Here is an 11967-nt window from a genome sequence, read left to right on the forward strand (position 1 = left end):
TCAGCGGGTGGAGGCCCGGTTGGCGGAGCGGGTCGCCGCGCGCTTGCGGTGGGTGATGTGCTGCATCAGCTGGTTCTGCAGGTCGGCGAGCGGAGCGCCCTCCTCGTCGAGGTGGTGCCGCGTCCAGTCGCCGTCCGGGCCGAGCCACCAGGAGGCCGTCCGCTCGTCCATCGCCCGCTCGAACATGTCGTCGATCTCGCTGAGGTGCGCCGGCTCGACGATCCGCACCAGAGCCTCGACGCGGCGGTCGAGGTTGCGGTGCATCATGTCGGCGCTGCCGATGAAGACGTCCGGCTCGCCGCCGTTGACGAAGCTGAAGATGCGGGAGTGCTCGAGGTAGCGGCCGAGGATCGAGCGAACCCGGATGTTCTCCGACAGCCCCTCCTGCCCGGGCTTGAGTCCGCAGATCCCGCGGACCCACACGTCGACCGGCACGCCGGCCTGGCTGGCGCGGTAGAGCGCGTCGATCACGGACTCGTCGACGATCGAGTTGACCTTGATCCGGATGCCCGAGGGCCGCCCCGCGCGGGCGTTCTCGGTCTCGGCGGCGATCCGCTTGAGCAGGCCCTTCCGGAGGTGGCGCGGCGCGACGAGCAGGCGCTTGAACTTCTTCTCGATCGCGTAGCCCGAGAGCTCGTTGAACAGTCGCGTGAGGTCCTTGCCGACCTCGGGGTCGGCCGTCAGGAGTCCGAGGTCCTCGTAGATGCGCGAGGTCTTCGGGTTGTAGTTGCCGGTGCCGATGTGGGAGTAGTGGCGGAGCACTCCGCCCTTCTCCTGGCGGATGACGAGCGCGAGCTTGCAGTGCGTCTTGAGCCCGACGAGCCCGTAGACCACGTGCACGCCCGCCTTCTCGAGCTTGCGCGCCCACGAGATGTTCGCCTGCTCGTCGAAGCGCGCCTTGATCTCGACCAGGGCGAGCACCTGCTTGCCCGACTCGGCCGCGTCGATCAGCGCCTCGACGATGGGGGAGTCGCCCGAGGTGCGGTAGAGCGTCTGCTTGATCGCGAGCACGTCCGGATCCGCCGCCGCCTGCTCGAGGAACGACTGCACACTCGTCGCGAAGGACTCGTAGGGGTGGTGCAGGAGCACGTCGCCGCGGGAGACCGCCTTGAAGACGTCCTGCCGCTGGTTCGGTTCGCTCGGGGAGAGCTGTACCGCCGTCGTCGGGACGTGGTTGGGGTACTTCAGGTCCGGTCGGTCGATCTTCTGCAGGCTGAAGAGCCCGCTGAGATCCAGCGGAGCCGGGAGCTTGTAGACCTCCTGGGTCGTGATGTCGAGCTCGCGGACCAGCAGGCCCAGCGTCTCGTCGTCCATGTCGTCGGTGACCTCGAGGCGGATGGGCGGGCCGAACCGGCGCCGCAGCAGCTCCTTCTCGAGAGCCTTGATCAGGTTCTCGGTCTCGTCCTCGTCGACCTCGACGTCCTCGTTGCGCGTCACGCGGAACACGTGGTGGTCGAGGATCTCCATGCCGGGGAACAGGTCGTCCAGCTGGTTGGCGATCAGGTCCTCGAGCGAGATGAACCGCATCGGCTCGCCCGGTGCCCTGACGCCGGCGATCCGCACGAAGCGGGGGAGCATCTGCGGCACCTTGAGGCGCGCGAACTCGACCTTCTGCGTCTTCGGGTTGCGCACCCGCACCGAGAGGTTGAGGGAGAGGCCGGAGATGTAGGGGAACGGGTGCGCCGGATCGACCGCGAGCGGCATCAGGACCGGGAACACCTGCGCCGAGAAGTAGTCGTCCAGCACGGTGCGCTCGGCGTCGCTCAGCTCGTCCCAGCGGACGAGGTCGATGCCGCCCTCGCGCAGGGCGGGCTCGACGAGCTCCTTGAACGCCCGCGAGTGCCGCTGCTGCAGCAGGTGCGCCTTCTCGGAGATGTCGGTCAGGACGTCGACCGGGACGCGGCCGATGTTCGTCGGCAGGGCGAGCCCGGTGAGGATGCGGCGCTTGAGGCCGGCGACCCTGACCATGAAGAACTCGTCGAGGTTCGACGAGAAGATCGCGAGGAAGTTGGCCCGCTCGAGCGCCGGCACCAGCGGATCCTCGGCGAGCTCGAGCACGCGCTGGTTGAACGCGAGCCAGCTCAGCTCGCGGTCGAGGTAGCGGTTGTCGGGGAGGAGCGGATCCGAGTGCTCCTCCTCCTCGTCGTCGAAGTCGTCGTCGAGGTCATCGCTCAGTCCGTCTTCGAGAAGCAGGTTGTCGCCGTCCATGCCACCATCCTGGCACCGCCCCGGGCGGCTCCGTGCCGCGGATCGTGAATGCCGGATGAACGGGGCCGGGGGAGGCCCTGTGGAGGAGCGCCGGCTCAGCGCAGCGGCGCGGCGCGCTGCAGGTACTGCACGTCGACGGAGGCGTCCGTGAACCCGAGCGAGCGGTAGAGCGCCACCGCCGAGCGGTTCTCGGCCTCGACGTAGAGGTCGGCCGTGGTGCAGCCGCGCTCGAGCATCCGCGCGAGTCCGGCGTTCAGCAGGGTGCGGCCGAGTCCCCGTCCGGCCGCCTCGGGGGCGACCCCGAGGACGTAGATCTCGCCGGTCGTCGATCCGGGCTCGATCTTGAGCCAGTCGTAGCCGAGGAGCGTGCCGTCGGCGTCGCGGAGCAGGAGGAAGTCGCCCTCGTCGAACCACGGCTCCGCGCGGCGGGCCGCCAGGTCCTCCTCCGTCAGCCGCCCCTGCTCGGGGTGCGCGGCGAAGACGCGCGCGTTCAGGGCGATCCACTCGGCCGGATCGAGGTCGCGCGCGTCCGAGAGGACGACGCCCTCGGGGACGCGGACCTCGGGGGCGGCGAGCGGCGCGAGTTCGAGGTGCAGCAGGGTGCGCACCGGGACGAAGCCGTGGGAGGCAGCGAGGGCGCGGGCGGCGGGGTGGTCGCCGTGCGCCCAGGCGAGCAGGCCCGTCCGGCCGCTCGCGAGGACCTGGTCGAGGGTCGCGGTGCCGAAGCCGACCCCGCGCCACTCCGGATCGACGACGAACTCGAGCTCGCCCTGGCCGAGGATCGCCGCCGCCACGACCACGTCGGCGCGCAGCCCCACGAGGAGGGTACGCGAGCCGGTCCGGGCCTCGACGAGGGTCTGATCGCTGAAGGGGGGCTGGTGGTCGAACCAGGCGGCGCGCCCGATCAGGTGCTCGAGGCCGGCCGCCACCGCGGGATCGGCCAGGTCCTCAACGGACAGGTTGAGCGACTCGCTCATTGTCCTCTTCGTACACGTTGAAGCGGTATCCGACGTTGCGGACCGTGCCGATCAGCGACTCCAGGTCGCCGAGCTTCGCGCGGAGGCGCCGCACGTGCACGTCGACCGTGCGGGTGCCGCCGAAGTAGTCGTAGCCCCAGACCTCGCTCAGCAGCTGCTCGCGGGTGAAGACGCGCGAGGGGTGCGTGGCGAAGAAGCGGAGGAGCTCGAACTCCTTGAAGGTGAGGTCGAGCGGGCGCCCGTGCACCTTGGCCGAGTAGCTGGCCTCGTCGATCACGACGCCCGAGGCCTGGATGCGCGAGGTCGACTGCTCCTGCGCCAGCCGGCCGATCACCAGGCGGATGCGGGCGTCGACCTCGGCGGGGCCGGCCGAGTCGAGGATGACGTCGTTGACGCCCCAGTCGGCCGAGACGGCCGTGAGCCCGCCCTCCGTGAGGATCAGGATGAGGGGGACGTTGATGCCCGTGGTCGTCAGGATCTTGCAGAGCGACTTGGCGCTGGCCAGGTCCTGCCGCGCGTCGACCAGGATCAGATCGCAGCTCGGGGCGTTCACGAGCTGGGCGGGCTCCGCGGGGATCTGCCGGGTCCGGTGGCTGAGGAGCCCCAGTGCGGGGAGCACCTCGGCGCCTCCCGCCGAGGTCAGTATCAACAACTGCGCCACGGATCCTCCAGAACTGGTCTGCCCGCAATACTAGCGGCGGGCCGGGAGGGGCGTCCGCCTGGGGCACAATTGTCGGATGGGCAGGGATCGAGTGGGCATCGGAGTCGTCTGGGCGCTCGCACTCGCGGGCTCCGTGCTGACGCTGACCATCGCCGCTCCGGAGTCCCGGCAGCTCTGGCTCGCGCTGACGTTCGGCGGCTGCGTGCTCGCGACCTTCGCGGTGCAGCTCGCCGTGGCCCGCGCCGAGGGGTACCTCCTCCGCGCGATGACGAGCATCGTCGGGGCGATGGCCCTGGTCGCGGTCGCGAGCGGGATCGCCCTCCTCCTCCCCGCGTGAGCGCTCGCCTCCTCCCCGCGTGAGCACCTGCGTCCGCGCCGCCTGAGCACCCGGGTCCGCACCGCCTGAGCAGTCCCTCCCGCCCCGCCCCGGCGCCGGACCCGGCGGGTAGGATGAGCGCATGCTTCTCGCCCTGGAACTCTTCTACCTCGGTCTGCTCGGGCTCGCCTCCCTCGCCATCGCGTGGGTCTCCGGCGTGGTCGTCTACAAGCTCTACCGCGGCCAGCGCTAGCCGCCGCCGGAGCCCGAGTGATCTCGCTTCCGTCGGGCCTCCCGCCCGAGCTCGTCCCCCTCTCCTGGCTGCTCGGCGTCTGGGAGGGCTCGGGCGTCATCGACTACACGATCGGCGACGACTCCGTCCAGGCCGAGTTCGGCCACCGCATCAGCTTCAGCTACGACGGCCTCCCGTACCTCAACTACAACTCGTACACGTGGCTGATCGAGGAGGGCGCCGAGGAGGCGCCCCGGCCCCTGGTCACCGAGACGGGATACTGGCGCCTCAGCCGCGCACTGACCGACTCCGACGCCGGCCCGGGAATGCTGCCCGGCCGAGGGGCACCCGCCTTCCCCGACGCGGAGTCCGTCGAGACGCTGCGCAACGCCGCCGGCGGGTTCGACATCGAGGTCTCGCTCGTCCACCCGGACGGGGTCAGCGAGCTCTACCTCGGCCAGGTCAAGGGGCCGCGGATCGACCTCGCGACCGACGCGGTGATGCGCACCGCCGCGGCGAAGGACTACGCCGCCGCCACGCGCCTCTACGGCCTGGTCGACGACCACCTTCTCTGGGCGTGGGACATCGCCGCGCTCGGCCAGGGCCTGCGGACCCACTCCTCCGGACGGCTCGCCCGTGTCGACTGACGCGCTCTCCCCGCTTCTGCGCGCCCCGGGCGCCGTCGCGACGACGAGCACCGCCGAGCCCGGCGTCGCCGCCCACTACGGCGAGCCCTTCCGCGAGCAGCGCGCTCTCGCCGCGGGCACCGCGCTCGTCGACCTCTCCGGCCGCGGGGTCGTGACCGTCACGGGGCCGGACCGCCTCACCTGGATCGACTCGCTCACCAGCCAGGCCGTCTCGCGCCTCGCTCCCGGCGCGTCCGCCGAGACGCTCCTGCTCGACCCGACCGGCCGGATCGAGCACGTCATCCGCCTCGTCGACGACGGCGAGACCGCCTGGCTCCTGCTCGACCGCGACGAGACGGCCGGCCTGGCCGCCTGGCTCGACCGGATGCGCTTCATGCTCCGCGTCGAGGTCGCCGACCGCACGGACGACCTCGCGACCCTCGCGGCCCTCGGCGACGGGCCGGCGCTGGCGCTCGCCCTGTCCCTGGCCGAGGCCCCCGTCGTCTGGAGCGACCCGTGGTCGGAGGTCCAGCCGGGCGGCTGGCAGTATGCGCTGACCGCCGAGCACCCCGGGGCCTCCTGGGAGCTCCGCGAGGTGCTGGTCCCGCGAGCGGCCCTCGAGGCCCTCGCGGAGACGGCCGTCGGGGTGGGAGTAGCGCTCGCCGGGGTCGACGCCCTCGAGGCTCTGCGCATCGCCGCCTGGCGTCCGCGCCACGCGACCGAGGTCGACGAGCGGTCCATCCCGCACGAGCTCGACCTCCTCCGCTCGAGCGTGCACCTCGCCAAGGGCTGCTACCGGGGCCAGGAGACGGTGGCCAAGGTGCACAACCTCGGCCACCCGCCGCGGCGCCTGGTCCTGCTGCAGCTCGACGGCTCCGACTCGGTCCTCCCCGCCCACGGCGACGTCGTCACGGCGCTCAAGGGCGGCGAGCCGGTCGAGGTCGGCACGGTCACCTCCAGCGCCTGGCACTACGAGGACGGACCCGTCGCCCTCGCGGTCGTCAAGCGGAGCGTCCCGGTGGACCTCGAACTGACCGTTCTGGCCGGCGACTCGCGCGTGGCCGCGGCCCAGGAGGTCGTGGTCCCGCCCGGCGCCGGAGCGGAGGCGGGAGTGCCCCGCCTGCCCCGCCTCGGGGCGACGACCAGGTAGGCCACGCCGTGGTGGCCGCACGTCCCGCCGAGCGGGGCCGGGCGGCCGAGCGGCTGCGCGGTCTCGTCCGGACCCCCGAACTGAGTCCGGCGCGCGCCCTCGCCCGCGCGGGGGCATCGCTCCCCGCTGTGCTGCAGATCGTGCTCGCGGCGACCCTCGCCTACTCCGTCGCGCACTTCCTCCTCGGGCACCCCTCGCCGGTGCTGGCGCTGACGGCCACGATCTCGAGCCTCGGCATCGCCCGCGACACCCGCCCCAAGCAGGTGGCCGAGACCGCGACGGGCATGCTCATCGGCATCACGGCCAGCGAGGTGCTGCTCCTGCTGTGGGGGAGCGGCGTCTGGCAGCTCGCCGTCGTCCTCGCGATCGTCGTCACGCTCGGCCGGGCCCTCTCGCCCTCGCCGGGGTTCGCCGTGGCCGCCGGGACCCAGGCGATGCTGGTGATGGTCCTCCCCGCGCCGGACGGAGGGGTCTTCACCCGGAGCGTCGACGGCCTGATCGGCGGGCTGGCGGCGCTGCTCTGCACGGCGATCGTGCCCCGCCCGCCGCTGCGCACGGCGCGGGCCGAGGCTCACCGCCTCCTCACCGCGCTCAGCCGGACCGTGGAGGAGCTGGCCGACGCGCTCCGCCGAGGCGACTCCACGGCGTCCACCGCGGCCCTCGAGCGGATCCGCGGGACGCAGCCGGTCATCGACGGCTGGACCGCGGCGCTGGACTCAGCGACCGGCGTCGCCCGGATCTCGCCGTTCGTCCGCCGACACCGCGGCGAGCTCGCCCGCCAGGCCGTGATGCTGTCCGCGCTCGACCTCGCGACCCGGAACCTGCGCATCGTCGCGCGCCGCACCGACTTCCTCGTCGGGGACGGCGCCCCGCGGCCGGCGCTCGCCGGAGCGGTCGCCGCCCTCGGCCCGGGCATCGCACTGCTCGGCCGCGCGGTCGCCGATCCGTCGGTGCTCGCCCTGGCCCGTCAGGACCTCGTGCTGCTCGCGACCACGCTCGACCCGCAGCGGCTGATCCCGGAGGCGCGCCTCGCCGAGAAGACGGTGCTCGTCCTGCTCCGCCCGCTCGTCGTCGACCTGCTCACGGCGACCGGCGCCGCTCCTGTCGAGGCGCGGGCCGCTCTGCCCCCGCTCGTCTAGCGCTCAGGAGGCCGAGGGCTCACGCCCGGCGCTCAGGAGGAGGGGGCGACCGCCTCCCACGCGACCGTGACCTCGCCCAGGCGCCAGCGCCGCGGCCCGCCGAGGACCGGCCACTCCGGCCGGAGGTCCCGGACCGATGCGATCCACCGCTGCCCCGGACCGTAGACGGCGAGAGGGGCGTTCAGCGTCCACGCCCGCTCGAGGGCGGCGAGGAAGGCGTGCACTCCCTCGCCGGGGACGTTGCGGTGGATGAGGGCCTTCGGCAGACGCTCGGCCGCCGTCATCGGCGAGGGGATCGCCGCGAGCCGCAGCGAGAGGGTCAGCGAGCGCGGGCCCTCCCGGCCGACCTCGATCCAGGTGCAGATGCGGCCGATCTCGTCGCAGGTGCCCTCGACCAGGACGCCGTCGGGCTGCAGCCGGTCCGTCATCGTCGCCCACGCCCCCTGCACGGCGTCCTCGTCGTACTGGCGGAGCACGTTGAAGGCGCGGATGACGCCCGCCCGCCGCCCCGCGGGCAGAGGCACCTCGAAGCCCCCGCGCTCGAAGCGCACACGCGCGTCGGCCGGGAACGGCGTGCCGCCCTCCCGCACCCGGGCGAGCTGGCGCCGAGCGGTGTCGACGCGGGCGGGCTCGATCTCGAGGCCGAGCACCTCGACGTCCGGCGCGGCCCGGACGAGTCGGCGGTGCAGCTCGAGCGTGGTGACCGCGCTCGCCCCGAAGCCGAGATCGACGACGAGCGGAGAGGCGGTGCTGCGCAGGACGGGCAGCTCGGCGAGCCGGCGATCGACCCGGCGGAGGCGGTTCGTGCCCGTCGTACCGCGGGTGACGGCTCCGATGGGCATGCTCATCAGCGTATCCGCGGGCGAGGGGGCCGCCTCTAAGCTGGACGCATGTCCGAGACCTACACCCTCATCCTCGTGCGCCACGGCAACAGCGAGTGGAACCAGAAGAACCTGTTCACCGGCTGGGTCGACGTGCGCCTGACCGAGCAGGGAGTCGCGGAGGCCACCCGCGCCGGCGAGCTGCTGACCGAGGCGGGCCTGCACCCCGACATCGTCTACACGTCGCGCCAGACCCGCGCGATCCAGACCGCCAACATCGCCCTCGAGGTCGCCGACCGCCTCTGGATCGACGTCAAGCGCTCCTGGCGCCTCAACGAGCGCCACTACGGGGCTCTGCAGGGCAAGGACAAGGCGCAGACCCTCGCCGAGTACGGCCCCGAGCAGTTCCAGACCTGGCGCCGCTCCTTCGACGTGCCGCCGCCCCCGCTCGCCGACGACGACCAGTACTCGCAGGCGCACGACGAGCGCTACGCCGACCTCGGCGACGCCCTGCCGCGCACAGAGTCGCTGAAGCTCGTGATCGAGCGGATGCTGCCCTACTGGGAGTCCGACATCAAGCCGGACCTCGCTTCGGGCAAGACCGTCATGATCACCGCGCACGGCAACTCGCTCCGCGCGCTGGTGAAGACGCTCGACGGCATCTCGGACTCGGACATCGCGGAGCTCAACATCCCGACCGGGATCCCGCTCGTCTACGAGCTGAACGAGGACTTCGAGCCCATCGGCGAGGCGCGCTACCTCGACCCCGAGGCCGCGGCCGCCGGTGCCGCCGCCGTCGCCGCCCAGGGCGCCAAGAAGTAGAACACCGCACACGCGAACGGCCCGCCCGAGTCCTCGACTCCGGCGGGCCGTTCCCGTCCGCAGCCCCCGAGAGGGCCCGCACACGTCCGGCCCGCAGGAGACGCTCGTTCCTGCGGGCCGGATCGTCCACGGGCCGGAGCCCGAGGTGCCGCCTAGGAGTAGTCGCCCGAGATCAGGTACTGGACCTTCTTGGCGATCGACACGGCGTGGTCGGCGAAGCGCTCGTGGTAGCGGCTGGCGAGCGTCGCATCGACGGTGTCGGCGGCCTGGCCCTTCCACGCCTCGCTGAGCACCTTGTCGAAGACGCTGACGTGCAGCTCGTCGATCTTGTCGTCCTCGTCGCGGATCTCCTCGGCGATGCGCGGGTCCTGCGAGCGGAGCAGGTCGGTCAGCTTGTGCGCGACGACCACATCGAGGCGGCCCATCTCGACGAACGTCGGACGCAGGCTCTTGGGGACGACCTTGTCGGGGAAGCGGTAGCGCGAGAGCTGAGCGATGTGCTCGGCGATGTCGCCCATCCGCTCGAGCGACGCGCTGATGCGCAGCGCCGAGACGACGATCCGCAGGTCGCGGGCGACCGGGTTCTGCCGGGCGAGGATGTCGATCGCGAGCTCGTCGAGGCTGATGGCCAGCTCGTCGATGCGCGCGTCGCTCGCGATGACCTCCTCCGCGAGGGTGACGTCGGAGTGGTTGAACGCCTGGGTCGCCTTCTCGATGGCGATCTCGACGAGTCCGGAGATCTCGACGAGTCGTTCCTGGACCTCGGCCAGCTCCTGCTGGAAAACTTCGCGCATCTGTGTTCGACCCTCTCTACGGCGCACGCGGACGACGGCGCCGGATCTGCGGCGAGCACCTCGCACGCCGCTGCGACTGCACTCCGTGGGCGCAGGCGCAGTCATGATGACCACGGCAGGTTAACGGACGGTGCCGGGCGTTTGAACAGTACTCGACCCCCGGAGGATCGACGGGCGGCCGGTAGGGGGACGCCCGGTGGATGGTTAGCCTGGGTCCGTGGATTCGGGCTTGATCGTGGTTCTGTCGCTCGTTCTCGGTGTCGCGATCGGGATCCTTCTGACGACCGTGCTCACGCTCGCCGCCCGCCAGGGCCGCATCGCGCAGGACGTGATCTCGGTCGGGCTCCCCGAGGGGATCGAGGCGATCATCGACGCCGTCGGCTCGCCCGCCTTCGTGACCGACCCGTCGCACAACGTGCTGAAGGCGTCCACCCGCGCCGTCGCTCTCGGCCTGGTCTCGCAGGACACCCTGCTCCACCCCGACCTCGCCGCCATCGTCGACCGCGTCCGCCGCTTCGGCGACGACATCGTCCAGGACCTGGAGCTCGCGACCAGCCCGCTCTCCGACGCCGCCGTGACGCTCGTCGTCCACGCGACCCGCCTCGGCTCCCGCTACGTCCTCGTGATCGCCGAGGACCACACCGAGGCGCGCCGGCTCGAGGCCGTCCGCCGGGACTTCGTCGCCAACATCTCCCACGAGCTGAAGACCCCGATCGGCGCCGTCGGCCTGCTCGCCGAGGCCCTCGACTCCGCCGCCGACGACCCCCAGCAGGTGCGCCGCTTCGCGCACCGCCTGACCCAGGAGTCGCACCGCCTCGCGAAGATCACCCGCGAGATCATCGAGCTCTCCCGGCTCCAGGCCGCCGACGTCGCCGGCTCCGCCGACATCATCCGCGTCGACGACGTCGTCACGGCGGCGCTCGAGACCACCCACGTCATGGCGGAGTCGCACGACGTCACGCTGGTCAAGGGCGGGATGAAGAAGGCCTACGTCGTGGGGCAGGAGAAGATGCTGATCTCGGCGCTGCACAACCTCCTCGCGAACGCCATCCAGTACTCGCCCGCCGGCTCCCGCGTCGGCATCGGCGTCCGCTCCACCGGCGGCGTCGTCGAGATCGCCGTCACCGACCAGGGCATCGGCATCCCCGAAGAGGACCTCGACCGGGTGTTCGAGCGCTTCTACCGCGTCGACCAGGCCCGCTCCCGCCACACCGGCGGCACCGGCCTCGGCCTCAGCATCGTCAAGCACGCCGTGCAGAACCACGGCGGCGACGTCCGCGTCTGGTCCAAGCCCGGCCGCGGCTCCACCTTCACCATCCGGCTCCCCGAAGCCGACCCCGCCCGGACGCCCTTCGCGGCGACCGCCCCGATAGGAGAACACGCGTGACCAGCATCCTGCTCGTCGAGGACGAGAGCGCCCTCAGCGAGCCCCTCAGCTACCTGCTCGAACGCGAGGGCTACGACGTCACCGTCGCCGAGGACGGCAACCGCGCCGTCGCCGCCTTCGACGAGGGCGACTACGACCTGATCCTCCTCGACCTGATGCTGCCCGGCATGCCCGGCACCGAGGTCTGCCGAGAGATCCGCACCCGCTCCTCCGTCCCGATCATCATGGTCACCGCCAAGGACTCCGAAGTGGACATCGTCGTCGGCCTGGAGCTCGGCGCGGACGACTACGTCACCAAGCCCTACTCCACCCGCGAACTGCTCGCCCGCATCCGCGCCGTCCTCCGCCGCCGCACCGAGGAGCCCGGCGAGGAGCGGATCGTCGTCGCCGGTCCCGTCCGCATGGACATCGAACGCCACACGGTCGAAGTCGACGGCGTCGAGACCCCGATGCCCCTCAAGGAGTTCGAACTCCTCGAGATGCTCCTCCGCAACGCCGGCCGCGTCCTCACCCGCGGCCAGCTCATCGACCGCGTCTGGGGCAGCGACTACTTCGGCGACACGAAGACCCTCGACGTCCACGTCAAGCGCATCCGCTCCAAGATCGAGAAGACGCCGAAGGAGCCGGTGCTCCTGGTTACTGTCCGCGGCCTCGGCTACCGCTTCGACGCGTGATCGCGGGCCCTGGCGGGGCGATCTGCGGCGTTGTCGTCGGTTGCGATACCGCTGGTATCGCGCCCTCCTCCGCCTTGCAGCTCACCCCGCCAGGACCCGCGATCAACCCTGTGCTGGAGGGGTGAGGGGTGGGGCCGTCGCTGTGCGACGAGCCGGGTGG

The 11967-nt window shown here is 71.9% G+C and carries 12 protein-coding genes; 7 read left to right on the forward strand and 5 right to left on the reverse strand.

Annotated features, from left to right (window positions below):
• From C5D08_RS10280 to C5D08_RS10290, 3 genes are all read right to left on the reverse strand, one after another.
• Positions 1–2208 (reverse strand): RNA degradosome polyphosphate kinase, encoded by a 2208-nt coding sequence (locus tag C5D08_RS10280; protein ID WP_104276963.1) that lies wholly within the window; start codon positions 2206–2208, stop codon positions 1–3.
• Positions 2209–2303: 95 nt separating this feature from the next.
• Complete coding sequence (mshD, locus tag C5D08_RS10285) at positions 2304–3185, reverse strand: mycothiol synthase (protein ID WP_104276964.1); 882 nt, start codon at positions 3183–3185, stop codon at positions 2304–2306.
• Positions 3157–3846, reverse strand: a complete 690-nt coding sequence (locus C5D08_RS10290) for a winged helix-turn-helix domain-containing protein (protein ID WP_104224700.1) — start codon at positions 3844–3846, stop codon at positions 3157–3159. The genes mshD and C5D08_RS10290 overlap by 29 nt, the downstream gene beginning before the upstream one ends.
• A 76-nt stretch (positions 3847–3922) precedes the next feature.
• Here C5D08_RS10290 and C5D08_RS10295 point away from each other — a divergent pair, with 76 nt between their 5' ends.
• The 4 genes from C5D08_RS10295 to C5D08_RS10310 all read left to right on the forward strand — a co-directional run bounded on the left by C5D08_RS10295 (position 3923) and on the right by C5D08_RS10310 (position 7309).
• On the forward strand, positions 3923–4183 hold the full coding sequence (locus tag C5D08_RS10295) for a hypothetical protein (protein ID WP_146082587.1): 261 nt from the start codon (positions 3923–3925) through the stop codon (positions 4181–4183).
• A 249-nt stretch (positions 4184–4432) separates the two neighbouring features.
• A complete protein-coding gene (locus C5D08_RS10300) occupies positions 4433–5041 on the forward strand; it encodes an FABP family protein (RefSeq protein ID WP_104224698.1) in 609 nt (202 codons plus the stop codon).
• Positions 5031–6170, forward strand: a complete 1140-nt coding sequence (locus C5D08_RS10305) for a folate-binding protein YgfZ (RefSeq protein WP_104276966.1) — start codon at positions 5031–5033, stop codon at positions 6168–6170. The genes C5D08_RS10300 and C5D08_RS10305 overlap by 11 nt, the downstream gene beginning before the upstream one ends.
• 11 nt (positions 6171–6181) lie before the next feature.
• Positions 6182–7309 carry an aromatic acid exporter family protein gene (locus tag C5D08_RS10310; protein WP_146086088.1) on the forward strand — a complete coding sequence of 376 codons (1128 nt, stop codon included), beginning with the start codon at positions 6182–6184 and terminating at the stop codon, positions 7307–7309.
• 32 nt (positions 7310–7341) lie between these two features.
• On the opposite strand, the gene C5D08_RS10315 is transcribed toward C5D08_RS10310, so the two are convergent.
• Complete coding sequence (locus C5D08_RS10315; RefSeq protein ID WP_258065167.1) at positions 7342–8151, reverse strand: class I SAM-dependent methyltransferase; 810 nt, start codon at positions 8149–8151, stop codon at positions 7342–7344.
• Between the two features lie 48 nt (positions 8152–8199).
• Here C5D08_RS10315 and C5D08_RS10320 point away from each other — a divergent pair, with 48 nt between their 5' ends.
• Positions 8200–8952, forward strand: a complete 753-nt coding sequence (locus C5D08_RS10320; protein ID WP_104276969.1) for a phosphoglyceromutase — start codon at positions 8200–8202, stop codon at positions 8950–8952.
• A 152-nt stretch (positions 8953–9104) separates the two neighbouring features.
• On the opposite strand, the gene phoU is transcribed toward C5D08_RS10320, so the two are convergent.
• Complete coding sequence (gene phoU / locus C5D08_RS10325; RefSeq protein ID WP_104224693.1) at positions 9105–9746, reverse strand: phosphate signaling complex protein PhoU; 642 nt, start codon at positions 9744–9746, stop codon at positions 9105–9107.
• Positions 9747–9963: 217 nt separating this feature from the next.
• Here phoU and C5D08_RS10330 point away from each other — a divergent pair, with 217 nt between their 5' ends.
• Positions 9964–11133, forward strand: coding sequence for a cell wall metabolism sensor histidine kinase WalK (locus C5D08_RS10330; RefSeq protein WP_104276970.1), 1170 nt, complete (start codon positions 9964–9966; stop codon positions 11131–11133).
• Positions 11130–11807, forward strand: coding sequence for a response regulator transcription factor (locus C5D08_RS10335; RefSeq protein WP_104227263.1), 678 nt, complete (start codon positions 11130–11132; stop codon positions 11805–11807). Before C5D08_RS10330 ends, C5D08_RS10335 begins: the two co-directional genes overlap by 4 nt.
• Positions 11808–11967: the final 160 nt, after the last annotated feature.

The sequence above is a fragment of the Rathayibacter sp. AY1B6 genome (genome assembly GCF_002932755.1).
GTDB lineage: Bacteria > Actinomycetota > Actinomycetes > Actinomycetales > Microbacteriaceae > Rathayibacter.